The organism is Streptomyces sp. NPDC048734, from assembly GCF_043198675.1.
Classification (GTDB): domain Bacteria; phylum Actinomycetota; class Actinomycetes; order Streptomycetales; family Streptomycetaceae; genus Streptomyces.
Map to the genome: position 1 here is coordinate 162,077 of NZ_JBICUZ010000012.1, position 19,785 is coordinate 181,861.

Annotated in this window: 17 protein-coding genes and 1 pseudogene; 7 read left to right on the forward strand and 11 right to left on the reverse strand. The window is 74.5% G+C overall.

The genetic code is table 11. From position 1 onward, the window contains the following. The coding region (locus ACGFQC_RS27940; protein ID WP_393288832.1) for a polysaccharide deacetylase family protein at positions 1–851 on the reverse strand (851 nt) is incomplete at its 3' end. A 32-nt stretch (positions 852–883) separates the two neighbouring features. After that, on the reverse strand, positions 884–1,882 hold the full coding sequence (locus ACGFQC_RS27945) for a glycoside hydrolase family 11 protein (protein WP_363089634.1): 999 nt from the start codon (positions 1,880–1,882) through the stop codon (positions 884–886). A gap of 323 nt (positions 1,883–2,205) precedes the next feature. Between ACGFQC_RS27945 and ACGFQC_RS27950 the strand changes: the two genes are divergently transcribed. Then, positions 2,206–3,096 carry an SDR family oxidoreductase gene (locus ACGFQC_RS27950; RefSeq protein ID WP_363089635.1) on the forward strand — a complete coding sequence of 297 codons (891 nt, stop codon included), beginning with the start codon at positions 2,206–2,208 and terminating at the stop codon, positions 3,094–3,096. A 25-nt stretch (positions 3,097–3,121) separates the two neighbouring features. On the opposite strand, the gene ACGFQC_RS27955 is transcribed toward ACGFQC_RS27950, so the two are convergent. Continuing rightward, positions 3,122–4,078 carry a sensor histidine kinase gene (locus tag ACGFQC_RS27955; RefSeq protein ID WP_363089636.1) on the reverse strand — a complete coding sequence of 319 codons (957 nt, stop codon included), beginning with the start codon at positions 4,076–4,078 and terminating at the stop codon, positions 3,122–3,124. Continuing rightward, the gene (locus ACGFQC_RS27960) at positions 4,075–4,890 is read right to left on the reverse strand and encodes an MEDS domain-containing protein (protein WP_363089637.1); all 816 of its coding nucleotides are present in this window, start codon (positions 4,888–4,890) and stop codon (positions 4,075–4,077) included. Before ACGFQC_RS27960 ends, ACGFQC_RS27955 begins: the two co-directional genes overlap by 4 nt. Before the next feature lie 283 nt (positions 4,891–5,173). On the opposite strand from ACGFQC_RS27960, the gene ACGFQC_RS27965 reads away from it, so the two are divergent. Continuing rightward, positions 5,174–5,737: a DNA starvation/stationary phase protection protein gene (locus ACGFQC_RS27965; protein ID WP_363089638.1), complete on the forward strand. Its 564-nt coding sequence runs from the start codon at positions 5,174–5,176 to the stop codon at positions 5,735–5,737. 126 nt (positions 5,738–5,863) lie between these two features. Here ACGFQC_RS27965 and ACGFQC_RS27970 read toward each other — a convergent pair whose 3' ends face one another. The 7 genes and pseudogenes from ACGFQC_RS27970 to ACGFQC_RS28000 form a co-directional block, all read right to left on the reverse strand. Beyond that, a complete protein-coding gene (locus ACGFQC_RS27970; protein ID WP_363089639.1) occupies positions 5,864–6,256 on the reverse strand; it encodes an STAS domain-containing protein in 393 nt (130 codons plus the stop codon). Then, positions 6,253–7,347 (reverse strand): cobalamin B12-binding domain-containing protein, encoded by a 1,095-nt coding sequence (locus ACGFQC_RS27975; protein ID WP_363089640.1) that lies wholly within the window; start codon positions 7,345–7,347, stop codon positions 6,253–6,255. The genes ACGFQC_RS27970 and ACGFQC_RS27975 overlap by 4 nt, the downstream gene beginning before the upstream one ends. Continuing rightward, positions 7,344–7,979, reverse strand: a pseudogene (locus ACGFQC_RS27980) (PP2C family protein-serine/threonine phosphatase); the annotation flags it as partial. The pseudogene ACGFQC_RS27980 and the gene ACGFQC_RS27975, both read right to left, overlap by 4 nt. Then, complete coding sequence (locus tag ACGFQC_RS27985; protein WP_393288835.1) at positions 7,975–9,555, reverse strand: FAD-dependent oxidoreductase; 1,581 nt, start codon at positions 9,553–9,555, stop codon at positions 7,975–7,977. The gene ACGFQC_RS27985 and the pseudogene ACGFQC_RS27980, both read right to left, overlap by 5 nt. A gap of 44 nt (positions 9,556–9,599) precedes the next feature. Next, complete coding sequence (locus tag ACGFQC_RS27990) at positions 9,600–10,334, reverse strand: methyltransferase domain-containing protein (protein WP_363089642.1); 735 nt, start codon at positions 10,332–10,334, stop codon at positions 9,600–9,602. A gap of 76 nt (positions 10,335–10,410) precedes the next feature. Then, positions 10,411–11,601 carry a lycopene cyclase family protein gene (locus ACGFQC_RS27995; RefSeq protein ID WP_363089643.1) on the reverse strand — a complete coding sequence of 397 codons (1,191 nt, stop codon included), beginning with the start codon at positions 11,599–11,601 and terminating at the stop codon, positions 10,411–10,413. A 244-nt stretch (positions 11,602–11,845) separates the two neighbouring features. Further along, positions 11,846–12,466 (reverse strand): sigma-70 family RNA polymerase sigma factor, encoded by a 621-nt coding sequence (locus ACGFQC_RS28000; protein WP_363089644.1) that lies wholly within the window; start codon positions 12,464–12,466, stop codon positions 11,846–11,848. A gap of 485 nt (positions 12,467–12,951) precedes the next feature. On the opposite strand from ACGFQC_RS28000, the gene ACGFQC_RS28005 reads away from it, so the two are divergent. The 5 genes from ACGFQC_RS28005 to ACGFQC_RS28025 all read left to right on the forward strand — a co-directional run bounded on the left by ACGFQC_RS28005 (position 12,952) and on the right by ACGFQC_RS28025 (position 19,647). Continuing rightward, positions 12,952–14,193, forward strand: coding sequence for a polyprenyl synthetase family protein (locus ACGFQC_RS28005; RefSeq protein ID WP_363089645.1), 1,242 nt, complete (start codon positions 12,952–12,954; stop codon positions 14,191–14,193). After that, on the forward strand, positions 14,190–15,734 hold the full coding sequence (locus ACGFQC_RS28010) for a phytoene desaturase (protein ID WP_363089646.1): 1,545 nt from the start codon (positions 14,190–14,192) through the stop codon (positions 15,732–15,734). The genes ACGFQC_RS28005 and ACGFQC_RS28010 overlap by 4 nt, the downstream gene beginning before the upstream one ends. Continuing rightward, the gene (locus ACGFQC_RS28015; protein ID WP_363089647.1) at positions 15,731–16,771 is read left to right on the forward strand and encodes a phytoene/squalene synthase family protein; all 1,041 of its coding nucleotides are present in this window, start codon (positions 15,731–15,733) and stop codon (positions 16,769–16,771) included. Before ACGFQC_RS28010 ends, ACGFQC_RS28015 begins: the two co-directional genes overlap by 4 nt. After that, positions 16,768–17,784: a DUF5914 domain-containing protein gene (locus ACGFQC_RS28020; RefSeq protein ID WP_363089648.1), complete on the forward strand. Its 1,017-nt coding sequence runs from the start codon at positions 16,768–16,770 to the stop codon at positions 17,782–17,784. The genes ACGFQC_RS28015 and ACGFQC_RS28020 overlap by 4 nt, the downstream gene beginning before the upstream one ends. A gap of 660 nt (positions 17,785–18,444) precedes the next feature. Continuing rightward, on the forward strand, positions 18,445–19,647 hold the full coding sequence (locus ACGFQC_RS28025; RefSeq protein ID WP_363089649.1) for a cysteine desulfurase-like protein: 1,203 nt from the start codon (positions 18,445–18,447) through the stop codon (positions 19,645–19,647). Positions 19,648–19,785 lie beyond the last annotated feature (138 nt).

Consider the following 19,785-nt stretch of genomic DNA (forward strand, 5'->3'; position numbering starts at 1 on the left):
AGGATCCTCGCCGGCGACGGGACGTTCATCGTCACCGTCCAGTCGCTCGACCCGCTCACCGACACGTTCAGGTTGTACCGGTCACCCCACCGCTCACCCGCCGAAAGAGTCGCGGAACAACCGGTACCACCGCCCCCACCGCCGCCACCTCCCCCGCCGCCGCCGTCGGGCGCCACCGCCCTGCCGGTCTGGGGGGAGATCATGCCGGCGCACAGGCCGCGCCCCGCCAGGTTCTGCGCGATGCGGGGGATGGCGGCGAGGGTGTTGGCGGACCAGTCGTGCATGAGGATGGTCTGGCCGTTGGTGAGCCGCGCGGCGGCCTGGACGATCGCGTCGGTGCTCGCGCCGTTCCAGTCCTGGGAGTCGACGTCCCAGATGACCTCGGTGAGCCCGTACTTGGCCTCGACCGACCTCACCGTCGCGTTGGTCTCGCCGTACGGCGGCCGGAACAGCTTTGGGGTCCCGCCGCCCGCTGCCGCGATGGCCTGTTGGGTGCGGGAGATCTCCGAGTCGATCTGCGACGGGGAGAGCTGCGGCAGGTGCGGGTGGGTGTAGCTGTGGTTGCCCACCCACATGCCGGCGTCGACCTGGGCGCGCACCTGGGCGGGGTTGGCGGCGGCGTACTGGCCCTGGTTGAACATGGTGGCCCGGAGCCCGTTCTGCTTCAGGGCGTTGAGCAGGCCCGGGGTGCTCCCGGACGGGCCGTCGTCGAAGGTGAGTCCGACGTACCCGTTGCAGGTGGCGGCCTTCGCCGGGGCGGCCTGGACGGTGAGGGTGCCGGCGGCGGCCAGCGCGAGGACGGCCAGGGCCGCGCCCGGCCGGCGCGTCGCGAGACGCGTTCTGGTGCTCATGCGGATCGGTCCTCCACTCGGGGACGGCGGGGTCAGCTCGGCGTGCAGGAGACGGTCGGCCAGGTCCAGTTGCCGTTGGGCTGCACGGTGACGCCCCAGTTGTTGCCGCTGCCGTCGGGCTTCGCGGTCAGCACCTGACTGCTGGGATAGGCGGCGCCGACGTTCCAGGTGGAGAGGATCCTCGCCGGCGACGGGACGTTCATCGTCACCGTCCAGTCGCTCGACCCGCTCACCGACACGTTCAGGTTGTACCGGTCACCCCACCGCTCACCGGCGGAGAGGGTGGCGGAACAACCGGTGCCGCCACCGCCCCCACCGCCGCCCCCGCCCGAACCGCTGTCGCCCAGCGTGATGTTGGAGCTTCCGCTGCTCTGGTAACCCTCGGTGGCGAGGATCATGTAGTTGAAGGTGCCCAGGCTCATTCCGGCGCGGGCCCAGGCGTCGAAGTGGTTGCCCGTGGTGATGGTTCCGCCGGTCCGCTTCGACTGCCGGACGCTCCAGTACTGGTTGAAGGTGCGGGTGCCCTCGATCGAGGGGGCGTTGTACCGCGTGGTCTGGTAGATGTCGTAGGTGCCGCCGTCGCTGGTGACGGTGCCCTTGAAGGTGCCGGTGGGCCGGTAGGTGCCCCAGTTGTCGACGATGTAGTACTCCACGAGCGGGTTGGTCGACCACCCGTAGAGCGTCAGGTAGGCGTTGCCGGACGGGTTGAAGGTGCCGGAGTAGGTCACGGCCCTGCGGCCGCCGGTGCTCCAGCCCTTGCCGGCGACGAAGTTGCCGGTGTTGCGCCACGAGGTGCCGTAGGTGCCGCCGGAGCCCAGGTTCATGGACACGGTCCCGGGGCTGTCGGTCCAGAACGAGTAGAAGTAGCCGTTGTCGGTGCCGGTCCGGTTGGACGTGACGACGGTGTCGGCGTGGGCGGCTCCCGGCAGCAGCATCGCCATCACGGCGGCCAGGGCGACGGCCCAGGCGCTTCGGACGAGCGTGCGGAACCGCCCGCGTCCGCGGCTCTTCGGATGGGTGAACGCGGTCATGTGCGCGCCTCTTCCTTCGGGGACGGGAATGGCGAAAGTGTTGAGCTGTCCCCGTCAACAGTCAACAGTTTCGGTAATTATTTCGAAACGTTCGAGTAGAAACTCGGGGTTTCGAGGGCGGCATTCCAGCAGACCAGGGCTCCCAGCAGGGTGATCGCCGCGCATGGGCGCGACGGGAGAAGGGCGGTGGAGATCCATTGGCGGGACGCGACGGTTCCGAAACATTCGGACTGCTTCCTGAACGGTATTCGAAGGATACTTTTCGGCCGGTCACGGTGGGGAACCCGGTCTGCCCACCCATCCCCGAGGACGAGGAGGTCCACGTGACGGACGAGCACCGCAGTCAGCAGGACCCCACCACCCAGCATCCGCGGCCCGACTTCCCCTCCCAGGACCAGCCGCATCCCGGCTGGACCGGACCGATGGATCCGCCGCCCGACCACGGCGAGGAGTCCTACCGCGGTTCCGGCCGGCTGGAGGGCCGCAGGGCGGTCATCACGGGCGGCGACTCCGGCATCGGGCGGGCGGTCGCCCTCGCCTACGCCCGCGAGGGCGCCGACGTGCTGTTCACCCACCTGGCCGAGGAGGAGGACGACGCGCGCGAGACGGCCCGGCTGGTCGAGGACGCCGGGCGCAAGGCCGTCGCCGTCCCGTGCGACATCCGCGAGGAGAGCCGGTGCAGGGCGCTGATCGACCGGGCGGTCGCGGAGTTCGGCGGGATCGACGTCCTGGTCAACAACGCGGCGTACCAGATGTCCCAGCCGGACGGCATCGAGGCGATCACCACCGAGCAGTTCGACCGCGTCCTGCGCACCAACCTCTACGGCATGTTCTGGCTCACCAAGTTCGCGCTGCCGCACATGCCGCGGGGCGCCTGCGTCATCAACTCCACGTCCGTGCAGGCGTACAAGCCCAGCCCGCACCTGCTCGACTACGCCATGACGAAGGGCGCGATCGTCACCTTCACGCAGGGGCTGGCGCAGATGGTCGCGGAACGCGGCATCCGGGTCAACGCGGTCGCGCCGGGCCCGGTGTGGACGCCCCTGATCCCGGCGACGATGCCCGACACGACCGAGTTCGGCAAGCAGAGCCCGCTGGGCCGTCCGGCGCAGCCTGCCGAGCTGGCTCCCGCCTACGTCTACCTCGCCTCGCAGGAGGCGAGTTTCATCACCGCCGAGATCCTCAACGCCACCGGGGGCACGCCGCTGCCCTGACGGCGGGCGGTCGGAGGGGCCGGCCTCAGTCGCGCAGTGCGGTGTGCAGGCGGACGGTCGTCCCCTCCTCGGGGGTGGAGCGGATCTCGACGAGGTCGCAGAGCTGGTGCGCCAGCCACAGTCCGCGGCCGCCGACCTGCGCGGCGTTCGGCCCGGTCCGCCCCACGAGGGGGTCGTCCAGGTAGCCCCGGTCGCGGAACTCGCAGATCATGCGGTCGTCCTCGACCCAGGTCCGGAGCACTCCGTGGCCGCCGCCGTGCTCGATGCTGTTGCCCGCGATCTCCGTGGCCGCGAGGGACAGTTCCCTCAGCCGCGAGCCGTCCAGACCGTGCCGACGGGCACACTCGGCGATCTTCGCGCGGACCGCGGACAGGTCCCCGCCGGCATAGCGCATCTCCACGTACGGGTCGCACGGCCGGTCCAGGGGCTCGAACGGGTAGGCCGCCTGCGCGTCGTATCCGTCGCTCGCCCGCGAGCGGCCGTCGCGGCGCACCTCGGGATGGCAGCGTGCCATCGCCTTCAGGTCGGCGTACCCGCCGTCGGCGTCGTACGGGCACAGCAGCCACCAGGCGGGGCTCTGGGCGAAGGCCTTGTTCAACAGCCACTCGTAGTACTGCAGTTCGCGCACCTCGGCGCGACTGCGGGCGGCCTCCCAGGGCGACTCGCCGATGCCCCGCACGGGTCGTCCCTCGGCGGCGTGCTCCCCTATCCACCGCTGCCAGGCGGCGATGAGGCGGCCGGGATGGTGGGCGACGGCGCCGGTGTCGACGAAGCGGACCGCCGACAGCTGGGGAAGCTCCGCGCGCAGCAGCGTCACCTTGTCGTCCGGCACGGCCACGACGACGGCCTCGTCCCCGTCGAGCGCCTCGTGGATGAAGTCCAGGGTGCCGTCGAGGAACTCCTGCCGGCCCCGGTAGGGGTACAGCTCGTGCCGGTATCCCGTAGGAGTGGCCGCGGACTCCCGCGGAGAGGACACGGTCATGGCACCATCACCACGGGTACCTCCGGTACGGCGTATCCCGAGAGCCCCCAGCTCAGGCGTACGGTTTCGTTGGCCCCCTCGATGATCACCACTCGCTCCGGCAGGAATCTGGCGGCGTCGGCCAGGGCACGCATGCCGGCCGCGTCGAAGAACTCGAGGTCGTGACATGTCAGGCGGAGGGTCGCGGCGTGCGCGACCAGGCCGCGCAGTACGGCGCCGAACGCCGCGGCACCTTCGGAATCGATCACTCCGCTCACCGTCCAGCGGCCCTCTCCGGTTGTGTACACCCGGAACTCAGGCGCTGCGGGTCGGCTGCCCACGTGGTGCGGATGCACACACCTGACTTGGTCGAGTGTCGGCGGGTCCCAGTCTGCGGGCCGATAGGTGCACAGCACCATCGCACCGCTGTCCGCGGCGAACTCCTCGAGATCGAGTTCGCTCTGCAGCATGGTGTCGCGCCGGGCGTCACGGTGGTCGGCCGTCACGTGCCGCAGGATCCGCAGGGCCCGGAAACCCTCGCGTCCGGCGCTCGCGGCCTCCCTGCGCACCGCGGCCAGCAGGGAGGAGCCGTCCAGCCGGGCCGGATCCAGGACGACGCGGGCCGACGCGTCGGCGATCTCCGGAGCGGGACGGCCGTCCGTGCCGACGATGACCAGCTTGTCACCGAAGAGCTCGCCGTCGGCCACGAAGGCACGGCTGCGCTCCACGCCGTTCTCGGCCGGTTCCAGGAACTGACAGACGTGGTCGCCGCTCTCCACGTCGTCCAGCGTCGCCAGGCTGCGCGCCGCTCTCACCGGTCTCCCCTCGTTCACCCTTTCACCCTACTGGCCCAGACCACGGCCCCGGTGGAGCCCCGCGTGCATCCGGACGTCCGGCAGACCCGGAATGTCACGCGTGCCCCTCGCGGCACCCCGCCCGGATGCCGGACCGAGCGTGCCCGGTCCGTCCGGCGCCGACACCCGTACGGCGGTCTCCGGACCGCGCCGCGGCCGGACCGGTGGTCCGATCGGTGGAGCGACGCGGTTCACAGGCCTGTCGCACCGGGTGCGGGGCATCAGGGCACCGAACACCCCATGACCTGAAGGAGCTGCGCAGATGGCGAAGGACCTGACTCCCAAGTACACCGTTCCGGGCATCGAGCGGGAGACCGCCGGCCGTCTCATCGGCGCGCTGCGCCTGCGGCTGCACGCCCTGAACGATCTGCACCTCACCCTCAAGCACGTGCACTGGAACGTGGTGGGGCCCCACTTCATCTCCGTGCACGAGATGATCGACCCCCAGGTCGACCGGGTGCGTGAGATGGCCGACGACGTGGCCGAGCGCATCGCGGCCCTGGGCGGAGTCGCGCAGGGCACGCCCGGCACGCTGGTCGACGAGCGGACGTGGCAGGACTACTCCATCGGACGGGACAGCGCGATCGCGCACCTGGGCGCCCTCGACGTGGTCTACACCGGCCTGATCGAGGGCGTACGGAGCTCGATCAAGGAGGTCGGCGACCTCGATCCCGCCACCGAGGACCTGCTGATCGAGCAGTTGCGGGACCTGGAGCAGTTCCAGTGGTTCGTCCGCGCCCACCTCGAGAGCGCGAACGGCACCCTGGCGACGGCCGACGCCGGCACCGAGCGCGAGGCCGCGGCGCGCGGCGCCGCACTGGACTGACCGCGGGGACGGCAGGGGCCCGCTCGCCCGCCGGCCGCCGTGCGGCGGGGCGGGTGAGCGGGTCGCGGGGCTACGGCCTCGGCATCGGCGTCCGCGCGAGTGGTGGGCGTCGGCGGGCGGTCGGCGTCAGGGTGCGGGTGCGACGTCCGACTGGTCGGTGTGCCGCCCGTCGTGGGGCTGGGGTTCGGTGAGGTACTCGGTGGTACCGGTGAGCTGGAGCATGCGCTCCAGGTGGACGGGCCGGTTGTCGAGATGCAGGGTGATCCCGGCCGGGTGGGTCCGCCGGCGCAGCATGAGCAGCATGGCCAACCCCGTCGAGTCGATCAGGGTGAGGTCGGCGCAGTCCAGGTGCAGGTCCCGCAGCGTCGCCCCGTGGTCCCGCTCGTGGTCCTCGATGGCGCAGGTGAGCAGGGCCGGGAAGTGCCCGGCGTCGTGGTCGAGTTCACCCACGACCGCCAGGGTGAGGGCGCTCGGGCCGGAGGCCGTGGTGGTGATCTGGAAGGGGACGTGCGTGCTCATGCGGGTGTTCCTGTGCCGGTGACGGAGAGGGTGGTGGCGAACGAGTCGAGGTCCGGCGCCGTCTCGTTCAGGAAGCGCCGGGCGCGGGGGAAGTCGTACAGGTGTCCGGCGAGTACCGTCAGGCCGAGGTGGAGCGACTCGACGGGGACGCCTCGCGCGGTGAGGACGCCGGTGGTCCGGCCGACGAACCGGGCGAAGATGTCCGGGTCGTCGAAGTAGAGGGCCGTGGCCAGGAATTCGATGATGTGCCGGATGTCCTCGGCCGTGCGGTCCTGCTGTTGCGGGGTGGAGGACCGCAGCACCGGGGACCGCTCCCACGGGTCGTGCAGCACCTGCCGTACCAGGGCGGCCCTGGTGCGGGTGATCAGTGTGTGCTCCTGGTCGGCCAGGTGCGGCAGGTCGTCGACCTGGTGCCGCGCGGCCGGCGCGTACGGCTTCTCGCCACCTGCCTCCAGCAGGTCGGCGGCGTGCCGCGCGTGCGCGGCCCAGCCGTCGGCGCGCACGGCGCGGGCCTCGCGGCCGTCGGGACCGGACGCGGCGCCGCCCACCAGGAGGGGGACGCCGGTCGACTGGCACGCCGTGAGCGCCGCGTGCGCCGTGGGCAGCCGGGTGGGGAGCGACGCCGAGAGCAGGACGGCATCGGGCGCGGTGGCGTGCAGGTGGGCGACGAGGTGAGGCGTCGGTACGTGGGCGCCCGGGAAGTCCACCCGCCGGCCGCGACGGCGCAGGGTCTCCGCCACCGGCCGGGCCGGAAGGGCGTGCCGCTCCCCGTCCACACAGGCCACGGTCACCCGCGGCCGGTGACCGGTGGGCCGGGGGAGGTCGTGGGCGAGGGCGGCCACGGCGCCGTCGGTGACGGCGGTGGCCGCGTGTTCGGCGGCCACCGTGATCCGGTTGGCGGTCCACTCCTCGCCCACCCGTCGCTGCACTGCGGCGACGACGTCGAGGAGCAGGGCCTCCTCGGGCCGGCCGTCCTGGGCGGCGCCGCGCAGGACGGCGACCGCGCCCGCCTCGTCCGCGTCCACGGCCGCCGCCCACAGCCGCTCGCGCAACGGAGCGACCTCGCGATCGGTCGTTCGCGCATCGGTCATGCGCCCTCTTCCTCCGTCCAGTCCTGCGCGGCCCGGGCCCGGGCGGTGTGCCCGTCCACGAGGTGGAGCTGTGCTCGGTCGTTCGTCGGATGGGTGATGGCCAGGGCCGCCGTGTCGTCGTGCCTGCCCCCGCCCAGCCACTGTGCCGCGAGCATCTGCACGCGTTCGACCACCGCTTCCGCCGGCATTCTCGCGCATTCGGCCAGGGCGGCGAGCAGCCGGTGCTCACCGTACATCTGGTCGCCCAGGGGACCGCCGCGGGCCTCGGTGATGCCGCCGGTGTACGGCAGGCACGTTTCGCCGGGGCCCAGGACGGCCGTCGCGGTGCGTGCGTTCACCTACGGGAGGGCCCCGATGAGCTGACCGGAGGTGTCGACCTCCGCCACCCGGCCGTCGCGGCGCACGATCAGCGCGGGCAGGTGGCCGGCACTGGTCACCCGCAGGTGGACCTGTCCGGCCCGGCTCCGCGCGGACACCGGCATCAGGGTGGCGAACCGGGTGCGGTGGGAGTCGAGCAGGGCGCCGTCGAGGAGGGTGAGCACCCGTCGGTGGTCGCCGGCGAGCGGCAGCAGCGCCTGGAGGGTGCTGCGGATCTTGCCGGTCAGCGCGGCGGCCTCCAAGCCCTTCCTACAACGGGAAAATGTTGTCTCTCGACAACCGTCTCGCAGTCGGCACGGCGCGCGCACCCTCTCGCCACCGGTCTCCACCCGCACGTGCGAGTCCGCGCAGCAGCGCGCCCCGCCCGCGGTCGGGGACGGTCCACAGGGTCTGGCCCGCCACTCCCCAGCGTTCCAGAAGGGTGTTGGCGGCGAGGAAGCCGCTCGTGGCCGCCCGTTCCATGAGGGCCACCGGCAGGTCCGTGCGGACCAGGTCGCCGGCGACGACCAGCCCGGGGTCGGTGGTGCGCACGGTCGGCCGGTCGCCGTATCCCCCGACGGGGAACAGCGGGCAGTCGGCCCGCCACTCGTGGCGTGCGTCGACGACCCCCGCCGCGCGCGTCTCCGGGTACACCCGGTGCAACTGCTCCAGCAGACGGCGCTGTTCGACGTCGCGGGAGGCCCGCTCCGGCAGGGCGTAGGCGTGCAGTTCCACGACGGAGCCCCCGGTGCGGGCGGCCCAGCGCGCCGCCTCGCCCTCCCAGCGTTCCAGCACGCTGACGTTGTCGAGGGAGCCGTAGCCGCTGGTGCCGAGGAAGCCGGGCCGGTCGGCGGCGACGGGACGGTCCAGCCACAGGCGCGAGACCAGGAAGGACGGGGCGTTGCGGAGCCCGGCCACGCGTTCGCGCCACGTGGCGTCGGCCAGCCGCGGGGAACCGGCGACGACGGAACGCAGGCCGGCCGTGTCCAGGGCGAGGACCACGGTGTCGTACCGCCGCTCCTCGCCCGCGGCGGCCACGACGAAGCCGCCGTCCCCGGTGGGTTCGACCGCCTCGACGGACGTACCGGTCCGCAGTTCGGCACCGTGGCCCTCCAGGTAGCCGGCCAGGGGGTCCCAGAGCGCGGCGGGAAAGGGCTCGTCGGGCACGTCGAAGAGCAGGCCTTCGGCGGAGCCGAGGAAGTAGATGTGGAACATCAGCACCATCTCCGCCGCCGACAGGCCACGGGGATCGGCGAAGAAGCTCCGGGAGAACACCTCGAACGCGAGGTGGTGCGCGGCCTCGGGGAAGCGGACCGACTCCAGGAAGTCGTGGGCGCTGATGTCGTCGAGGCGCGTGTAGACGTCCGGTACCCGCACGTCCAGCAGGGGCAGCGCGGCGACGGGGTTCATACGGGCGAGGTCGCGCAGGCCGAAGGTGGGGCTCAGCGCGACGAAGCCCAGCGCGCTCCACGGCGGGGTGCGCGGGACGTGCCGGAAGCTGTCGTGGGTGCCGCTGCTGTGGCGCAGCGGGTAGTCGGGCAGACCCGTGAGGCGGCGGAGCCCCGGATCGGTGCGCCGCAGCAGTCCGCGCAGGTTGTAGTACTGGCGGAAGAACGCGTGGAAGCCGCGGCTCATCGTGACGGTGCTGCCGTCGGCCAGGGCGGTCGGCCACCCGGCCAGGCGTCCGCCGAGGGCCGGTTCGCGTTCGTGGAGCGTGACGCGTACGCCCCGTTCGGCCAGGGCCGTCGCCGCCGCCAGGCCGGCGATGCCGCCGCCCACCACGGCGGTGGTCGGCCGGTGGCCGCCGGTGAGCGCGGGCGCGCCCGGCCGGGGGCGGATCGTGCGGGCCATGCGGTCCCTGCCGCGGCGGGCCGCCTCGGACCGGCGGGCCGCCGTCATCGCCCGACCGCCGTGTCGGAGCCCGGCCGGCGGCCGACGACGGTGTGGGTGATGCCGGTCTGCCAGCCGGGCAGGGGCAGCGCCCGCACCTGCTCGAAGCCGGCGGAGCGGACCCTCTCGGTGAAGGCCTGCGCCGTGTCGAACCGGATGACGCTGTGCCAGAGGTGGCGGTACAGCTCGCCGTCGCCGAGGACGGTGGCGACGGGCTGGACGAAGCCCCGGCACACCGCCGTCCACACCGCGCGGTGGGCGGCCCGGCCGCTGAGGGTGTACTCGTGGACGGCGAGCCGGCCCCGCGGCCCGAGCGCCTCGCGCACCGCGGCGAGCACCGCGTCCGGGTCGGTGGCGTTGCGGAAGAGGTAGGCGGCGAAGACCGCGTCGAAGGGCCCTTCGACCCCTGCCTGCGCCAGGCGTTCCGCCGGGGCGTGCACGAAGTCCACCTCCTGCCGCCACCGTTTGCGGGCCGCTTGTTCCAGCATGCCGGCGGAGGCGTCCACCGCGGTGATCCGCGCCTCGGGGAACACGGCGGCCAGGGCGTCGGTGGAGGCGCCGGTGCCGCAGCCCAGGTCGAGGACGCGCAGACCGGCCCCGCCGCGCGGCAGGCCGAGGCGGCGCGCGGAGCGCCGCAGATGGGCGTGGTAGCCCGGGTTGGCGGCCACCAGGGTGTCGTAGCTGCGGGCGGCATGGTCGAACGCGGCGGCCAGGTCCGCGTCGCGCAGCAGCAGGGTCATCAGGTCTCCTCGGGGGCGTGGGGCGGGCTGTCGCGCGGACGTCGCCGGTCCGGCGGTCAGGGGCGGGGGAAGGGGGTCAGGGGCGGGGGAAGGGGGTGCGGGGCAGGCGGGAGAGGTCCATGACGGAACGGAGCATGGGCAGCACGGGGGTGCGCGCGCCGACCGAGAGGTCCTCGTGGAGGCGGGTCCGGCCGTCCAGGAAGCGCAGCAGCCGCTCCGCCGGGACCCGGGAGAAGAGCCTCGAGAAGACCTCGGCGCCGCCGACGCGTCCGCTGTCCAGAGCGCGCAGCAGCACCGCGTCCATGGCGCGGGAGCGGGCCGAGTGCGGGGCCGGGGGCAGCGGGTGGCGGCCGGCGGCCAGCGCTGCCGCGACGGCCCGCGTCTGGCGCTGGACGGCGGCGAAGGTGTAACCGGTCGACGGACGGGTGGCACCGCCCGCCGCGCCGATCCGGAAGACCGAGGGCGCGGTCCGGCGCGCGAACCGCGCGTCCGTCATGGGGATCACACCGGTCTCCGTCGCGGTCACCTCGAACGCCCCGAGCCCCAGCACGCCGTGGGTGTACCGGTCCAGCGCCCTCTCGTAGGCCGGCCGGGACAGGGGCGCGCCGGAGAACTCCGTGTACTCGACGAGTGCCTCGCGGTGGCTCGTCGGCAGGACGTAGCCGAAGGCCAGCCCGTGCGGCGGCTGCGGGACCCGGAAATCCATGAGGTCGACGCAGGCGGGGTCGAACACCGGCTGTGCCGCGCGGACGAACCAGCCGTGGAAGTGCTGCAACAGGGTGGTGCGGGCCGCCGGCAGGCTCCCGAGCGGGCGGGAGTCGAAGACCCAGCGGGCGCGCACGGTCAGCGGGCGGCCGTCGGCGGTGCGGGCCCGGATCTCCGCTCCGTCGGCGGTCCCGTCCACCGTCTCGACGGTCGCCTCGACGCGGCGCACGTGGCCGCTGTGCGCCAGTTCGCGCCCGACGAACGCCTCGAAGTCGTCGGAGCGGATCATCTTGTAGCGCAGGGGCGCGATGCCGTCCTCGATGCGACGCCCTTCGGGGGTGTGGACCCGCAGGCGCTGCCACTGGGCGGTCAGGACGGCGTCGTAGGGGCCCGGCCCCGGCTCCCAGAAGCACCAGGTGCGGCTCGGCGGGCGCAGCGGGCCGGGCGGGGGTTCGAACAGGAGGACCGACGGCCTGCGGGCCGGGTCGGCGCGTGCCAGCCGGTACGCGAGGGACAGTCCGGCAGCTCCGGCGCCCACGATGGCGACGTCCGCGTCCCGCACGTGTCGCGCCCTCCCTGTCCTGTCCGTCCGGTTCGGCCCCGTGCCGGGGCCCTGTGCCCAGCATTCCCCTCCGGACGGCCGGGCGGATGCAGGCCGGGCCGAACCGTCGGCCGTGCGGCGCACCGCGGACGGGCCGCCGGGCGTGGTGCGGCCGGCGGATCGCCGACGGCCGCGCGGCGCTCACCCGGCCGTGCGGCCCCCCCTCCGGGACGGGTTTGCGAGGTCGCACCGATTGTGCACCGCCTCAGCCGACGCGGGCTTGCGGGTCCTCCTCCCGTACCCGCGTCCCGAGCCGGTGCAGGCCGCGGCGCGCGTGGCTCTTGACGGTGCCCAGGGGCCAGCCCGTCAGCTCGGCGATCTGGCTCTGGGTGAGGTCGCAGTAGAAGGCCAGGGTGAGGACGCGGCGCTGCGGGGCGGGCAGCCGCGCCAGTTCGTGGGTGAGCACGACGCGGTCGAGCACGGCGTCCGGCCGGGTGTGCCGGTCGTCGGCGGTGACGGACAGCCGCGCTCCCGCCGCCGCGACGAGATCGGCCCGCCGGGTGCGCGCCGACAGGGCGTCGGCGATCTTGCGCCGGGTGATGCCGACCAGCCACGCCGACAGCGGGCCGCGCTCGGGCCGGAACCCGGAGCGGCCGCGCCAGGCGGCCAGGAACACCGTCTGCGTCACGTCCTCCGCCTCCCGGGCGTCGCCCAGACTGCGGCGCGCCAGGGTGTGGACCAGTAGTCCCCAGCGGTGGTAGACGGCGGCCAGACAGGCTTCGTCACCCCGGATGAAGCCCGCCGCCAGTTCGTCGTCGGTGAAGAAGTCCTGGGCGGGACCCGCCGTCGCCGGAAGGGTCCGCTCGGTGACCTGCTGTGCCGTCATGGTGGCTGCTCCTCGTGCGGGCGGTCGTCCGCTTCCCGTCCGGGCCCGGACGGCGTCGGCCGTCCGCACCCGTGGAAGCCGGGGACTCGGGGTCGCTCGGAGCGACCTTGGTTCCTTCACCATGCGGAGCGACACACCGTCACAACAACTCGCAGCGTCTTTGCGTCGTTTTACTGCGCGCTTTCGCCGGCCCGCCTTCCTCCGGTCCCCCGGGCGGAGCGGAGAGAGAGCGGAATCGGAGCGGAATCGGTCCGCGAGTCGCTCATCTGGCGCATCCATGACCGTCCTTGGCGCGGAATGACTTGAAGTCAGGGCCCACTGCGATCACGACGGGAGGAACCGGCATGTGCCCCAGCCCCGCGAGACACCACTTTGCGGCGGACACCCCGTCCGGCGCTTCCCGCGCGCCCCGGCCGGGTCCGATGGGGACCCGGCCGGGGCGCGCCGATCGCGGCCCCTCCCCCGACAGCCGACCGGAAGGCGCCATGCCCGCCCGTTTCCCGCTGGACGTCAGCGACCTGTCCGCCCTAGACGACGACGTGCCCGAAGCCGTGGGACGTCTCCTCGACCATCTCCTGGCAGAGCGCGCGGAGGAGGCCGCCGCGCTGGACCCCGTGTTCGCACGGGACCTCGCCGAACGCGTCCGGCGCTTCACCCTGGACGGCGGCAAACGGATGCGGCCCCGGTTCGTGTGGTGGGCGCTGCGCGCCTGCGGCGGAGGGGCGGGCGAGGCGGAGAGCGCGCTGCGCGTCGGCGCCGCGCTCGAACTGATCCAGACGTGCGCGCTGATCCACGACGACGTGATGGACGGCTCGGCGTTCCGCCGCGGCCGGCCCGCCCTGCACGCGGACGTCACCGCCCAGTACGCCGACACCGTGCCCGCCGCCCACGGCCCCCGGTTCGGCGAGGCCGCCGCGATCCTCGCCGGGGACCTGGCCCTGGCGTGGGCGGACGACGTCGTCGCGGCGACCGAGGCCCCGGTGGCCACCACCCGCGCGGTGCGCGAGGTGTGGAGCGCGATGCGCACCGAGATGGTGGCCGGCCAGTACCTGGACGTACAGGGACAGGCCACGTCCTCGCGTTCCCTCGCGCGGGCGATCCGCGCCGCGTGCCTCAAGAGCGCCCTGTACTCGGTGGAGCGTCCGCTGGCCCTGGGCGCCGCCCTGGCGGGCGCCGACTCCGCGCGGACCGGGGCGCTGTGCTCGGCGGGCCGCTGCGTGGGCATCGCCTTCCAGTTGCGCGACGACCTCCTCGACGCGTTCGGCGGCGACCGCCGGACCGGCAAACCGGTCGGCGGTGACATCCGGGCGGGTCGGCCCACCTACCTCATGGCCGTGGCCCGGGCCCGCGCGGAGGCGAGCCGCGACCGCGGCGCCCTCGCGGTGCTGCGCCGGTCCGTGGGCCGGGCGGACCTGCCCGACAGCGGTCTCGCCGAGGTGCGCGAGGTCCTGGTCGCCGTCGGGGCGCGCGACACCGTCGAGGCGAAGATCGAGCGGCTGGTGGCCCAGGGAACGCGCCACCTCGACTCGGTCGTGCTCGACCCCGTGGCGCGGCGGCGTCTGACGGGGCTGTTCCACGCCACCGCCGGGACCTCCCGGGCCGCGTCCCCCACGTCCGCCCCGACCGGTCCGTGGGACGGTCCGACCGCCCCGGACGACGACGTGCCCCCGTCCCCCGACGGGGGCACCACCGTCCCTCTGCTGCTCACCGAAGGGGCCCCGCGATGAGGACCGTTCCCGGACGCACCGACCATGTCGTCGTGGTCGGCGCCGGACTCTCCGGCCTGTCGGCCGCGCTCCACCTGCTGGGCGCCGGCCGCCGCGTCACGATCGTCGAGCGCGACGCGCTGCCGGGCGGACGCGCGGGGCTCCTGACGCGCGGCGGCTACCGCGTCGACACCGGTCCGACCGTCCTGACCATGCCCGACCTGGCCGACGAGGCCTTCGCGGCGGTCGGCGAGAACCTGCGCGACAGCGTCGACCTGATCCCCCTGCACCCCGCCTACCGGGCCCTGTTCGCCGACGGCAGCCGCGTCGACGTGCACACCGACGCGGACGCGATGGAGGCGGAGGTCGAGCGCTTCGCGGGGCCCGCGGAGGCCGCCGGGTACCGCGGGCTGCGCCACTGGCTGGAGCAGCTCTACCGGGCGCAGATGCGGCGGTTCATCGACACCAACTTCGACTCGCCCCTCCAGCTGCTGACGCCCGACCTGGCCCGGCTCGCCGCGCTGGGCGGCTTCGGCAGGCTCGACGCGCGCATCGGCCGCCACCTGCGCGACGAACGGCTGCGCCGGGTCTTCTCCTTCCAGGCGCTGTACGCGGGCGTCCCGCCGGCCCGCGCCCTCGCCGCGTACGCGGTCATCGCCTACATGGACACCGTCGCCGGCGTGTACTTCCCGCGCGGCGGCATGCACGCGGTGCCGCGCGCCATGGCGGACGCCGCCGCGCGGGCGGGTGCCGACCTGCGGTTCGGGCAGGACGTCGTCCGGCTGGAGCGCTCCGGCAACCGTGTCACCGCCGTCGTCACCGCCGACGAGCGCATCGCCTGCGACGCCGTGGTCCTCACCCCGGAGCTGCCGGTCGCCTACCGGCTGCTCGGCCGGACGCCCCGCCGCCCCCTGCGGATCACCCACGCGCCGTCGGCCGTCGTGCTGCACGCCGGGACCGACCGGACGTGGCCCGAGCTCGCGCACCACACGCTCTCCTTCGGTGCCGCCTGGCACCGCACCTTCGACGAACTCACCCGTACGGGTGAGCTGATGAGCGACCCGTCGCTGCTGATCACCCGGCCCACCGCCACCGACCCGACGCTCGCACCGCCCGGACGGCACCTGCACTACGTCCTGGCCCCCTGCCCGAACACGGACATCGGACCGGACGCCGCCGCCTGGGGCGAGCTGGCCCCGCGCTACCGCGACAGCGTTCTGCGGGAACTGGAGAGGCGCGGGTTCGACGGGATCGCCGCGGCCGTCGAGGACGAGACCCTGGTCACGCCGGCCGACTGGCACGCCCAGGGGCACGCGGCGGGCACGCCCTTCTCGGCCGCCCACACCTTCGCCCAGACCGGCCCGTTCCGCCCGCGCAACCTCGTCCGCGGCACCGACAACGTCGTGCTCGCGGGCTGCGGGACCACTCCGGGCGTCGGCGTGCCGACCGTCCTGCTGTCGGGCAAGCTCGCCGCGGCCCGCGTCACCGGCCGCACGGCTGCGGCCCCACCCTCCCGGCGCGGGCGTTCCGCGCTCGTCACCCCGGAAGGAACCCCGTCATGACCGCCCGCGAGCTGGACGCGGCGGGCATCGCCGAGCCGTCCCTGCGCGCCGCCTACACGCGCTGCCGCCTGCTCAACGCCCGGCACGGAAAGACGTACTTCCTGGCCACCCGGCTGCTGCCGGTGGAACGGCGTCCGGCAGTGCACGCCCTGTACGGTTTCGCGCGCTGGGCCGACGACATCGTCGACTCGCTGGAGACCGACGTCCCGCCGCGCCGCCGGGCGTCCGCGCTCGCCGCCCTCCAGGAAGGGCTGGAGCGGGGTCTGCGCGGCGGCGGCAGCGGCGACCCGGTCGTCCTCGCCCTCGCCGACACGGCCCGCCGGTACGGCATCCCCCACGGGCACTTCCGGGACTTCATGGCCGCCATGCGCAGCGACCTGTCGGTCACCGACTACGCGACCTACGACGAGCTGCGCGCGTACATGCACGGCTCGGCGGCCGTGATCGGACTGCAGATGCTGCCGGTGCTGGGAACCGTCGTCCCGCGCGAGGAGGCGGCCCCGCACGCGGCCGCCCTCGGCGTCGCCTTCCAGCTGACCAACTTCCTGCGCGACGTGGGCGAGGACCTCGACCGGGGCCGCGTCTACCTGCCCGCCGACCTGCTGCGGAGCCACGGTGCCGACCGGGACCTGCTCCGGTGGTCCCGCCGCACCGGGCGACGGGACCACCGGATCACCGAGGCGCTCAGGGCCTTCGAGGACCTGACGCGGGGGGTGTACCGCGAGGCGGCGCCGGGGCTCGCCATGCTCGACCCGGTGGCCCGTCCGTGCATCCGCACGGCGTTCGTGCTGTACGGCGGGATCCTGGACTCCGTCGCCGACGACGGGTACGCGGTCGTCCACCGCCGTTCCGTGGTGCCCCGCCGACGGCGTGCCGCGGTGGCCCTCGACGGCCTGGTCCGCGTGGCGGTCGCCCGTGCCGCGGCCCGGCGGAAGGCTCCGGCCGGTCCGCCGCGGCCGCCCGCCGGGCTGCCCGGTACGCCCGGCGCACCGCACGCTCCGCACGCGCCGGAACGTGAGCACGAGGAGGTCGCATGAGTCCCGACCGTTCGGGCGGGCGCGAACGACGGTTCCCGCTGTCGCTGCGCAGGAATCCGGTGTCCTGGGAGCGGCAGCGCCCGACGTGGCGCGAGGCGCGGCCCGCCGTGATCGCGCGGGCGCTGAAGCGGGCGCAGGCACGCCCGTCCGGCAACTGGTACGTCGTGGGTGCCACCCTGGACGTCCGCGACGACCGTCCCCTCGCGCGCACGGTCGCCGGGCGGGAGGTGGTCGTCTGGCGCGACGCCGGGGGCCGGCTGGTCGCCGGGCCCGGTGTCTGTCCCCACCTGGGCGCACCCCTGCGGGACAGTCCGGTGCGCTGCGGCACCCTGGTCTGCCACTGGCACGGGCTCGCGCTGCGGGGCGGTCCGTTCGCGGGCTGGGAACCGCTGCCCGTGCACGACGACGGTGTGCTGGTGTGGGTACGGCTGGACGACGTGGGCGGCGAGTCCCCGCTGGCGGCGCCGGTGGTGCCGGTCCGGCCGGCCCTGTCGGGCGCGGTGTCCGCGGTCTACACGGGCGTCGGTACGTGCGAGCCGGAGGATGTCGTCGCCAACCGGCTGGACCCGTGGCACGGGGCCTGGTTCCACCCGTACTCGTTCGTCGACCTGGCCGTGGTCGAGGACGACGCCGGCGCGGGGGCGGACGGGGACGGTTTCACGGTGGACGTGTCCTTCAAGCTCGCCGGGCGGCTGGTCGTGCCGGTCCGGGCGGTGTTCACGGCGCCCGAACCACGCACGGTCGTCATGCACATCACACGGGGCGAGGGCCGGGGGTCGGTCGTCGAGACGCACGCGACGCCCCTGGGCCCCGACGACCGGGGCCGGCCGCGGACCGCGGTCGTCGAGGCGATCGTGGCGGCCTCGGACCGTCCGGGATTCGCCGTGGCCCGTACGGTGACGCCGCTGCTGCGGCCGCTCATGCGGGTGGCCGCCGGACGCCTGTGGCGCGACGACCTTGCCTACGCGGAACGGCGCTGGCACCTGCGTTCCACGGGCCGCTTCCCCGGCTGACGCTCTCACGGCCGTCCCGTCCCCGGCCGCACGCACGTGCGGCCGGGGACGGCCGGTCCCGGGCGGGTCGTGCCGCCAGGCCTCGTCAGGCGTCGCCCGGTCGGGGGCGCGAGGCGGGGTGGCGCCGCAGCCCCACCGGACGCGCCAACGGTCGATCCCGACCGGTCCGGGCTGTCACGCCTGCGGGCCACGTCCGGCGCTGCCCGGTCGGCGGTGCGAGGCAGCGGGGCGCGGCGGCACGGGGCCGCGCCACCGGCACCGGCGTGCCGCACACCGGCCCGGCCGGGCCGACCGCTGGACGCCGCCGCCCGCCGCCGTCTCCTGACCGCCGCTCCTCGGGCGGCGGGCGGTCCGGGCAACGCGGCGGGACGGTCCGGGCAACGCCGCGGGGCGACCCCGGGCAGGCCAGGCGGGGCGGTGCAGACCTCCCCAGGCGCACCGCCCCGCCTCACACGAACCACGTCTGCCCACGAAACGGATCCGCACACCCCGGTCCCGCCCGGACTTGTGTGCGGGTGTCCGCCGCCGGCCCCGGGAGGGTCGTGACCACGCAGGGTGCCCGCCTCCGGCGCCGGGAGGGCTGCGATCATGCCTGGGGGCTCCCGGTCCGGCCGGGAGCGCGCCCCGGCCCGTCCGCCCCTTCACCCCGCAGGAGTACGCATGCACCTCGACGTCGACGCGATCCGCGCGCTGATCCCCGCCCTGAGGTCCGGTACGGCCCGCTTCGACGCGCCAGGGGGCACCCAGACCCCGCAGCCGGTGATCGACGCCATGGCCGAGGCCCTGGCGCACCCGCTGTCCAACCGGGGGCACGTCACGCGGGGCGAGCGCAACGCCGAGGACATCGTGCTGGCGGCCCGCCGGGCGATGGGCGACCTGCTCGGCACCGCCCCGGGCACCGTCGTGTTCGGCCGCAGCGCCACCCAGCTCACCTACGACCTCGCGCGCACCCTGGCCAGGACCTGGGGTCCCGGCGACGAGGTGGTGGTCACCCGGCTCGACCACGACGCCAACATACGGCCCTGGATCCAGGCGGCGGAGGCGGTGGGCGCGACCGTGCGCCGGGCGGAATTCGACCCGGGAACGGGTGAACTGGCCCCGGAGCGCATCGGGGAGGTCCTGTCCCCGCGCACCCGGCTGGTGGCGGTCACCGCGGCGTCCAACCTCCTGGGCACCCGTCCCGACATCCCGGCCGTCGCCGAACTCGCCCACCGGGCGGGCGCGCTGCTGCACGTCGACGCCGTGCACTACGCCTCGCACGCCACGGTCGACCTCGCCGCGCTCGGCGCGGACACGCTGGTGTGCTCGCCGTACAAGTTCCTCGGTCCGCACCTCGGCGTCCTCACCGGCCGGGCGGCTCTGCTGGAGTCCCTGCGGCCGGACAAGCTGCTGCCGTCCGCCGACACCGTTCCCGAGCGCTTCGAGCTGGGCACGCTGCCGTACGAGCTGCTGGCCGGGGTCCGGGCCGCCGTGGACGTCCTCGCCGCACTGGTGCCGGGCACCGGGGGCGACGACCGCCGGGCGCGGCTGGTCGCCTCCTTCGCGGCGGTGGAGGCCCACGAGGAGGCGCTGCGCGAACGCCTGGAGGCCGGGCTCTCGCAGATCGGCGGGGTGACGGTGTACTCGCGGGCCGCGCGGCGCACCCCGACGCTGCTGTTCACGGTGGCGGGCCGGCGCCCGGCGGACGTCTCCCGGCACCTCGCCGGGCACGGGGTGGACGCGCCGGCCGGTTCGTTCTACGCGCTGGAGGCGTCCCGCCACCTCGGGCTGGGGGCCGAGGGCGGGGTACGGGTCGGGCTGGCGCCCTACAGCTCCGCCGAGGACGTGGACCGGCTGCTGGAGGCGCTCGCCGTCCTCGGATGAGACCGCGGTGGGGACGTGCCGAGCGTCCCGGATCGGCGTAGCGTCCTTGAAGGGAGAGGTGTGGCGTGTCCCGCGGGTGTGCCGCACCGCGCGTGGAGCGGGCGGCCGCCCGCGGCGGTGCGGGAGACTCCCCTGCGA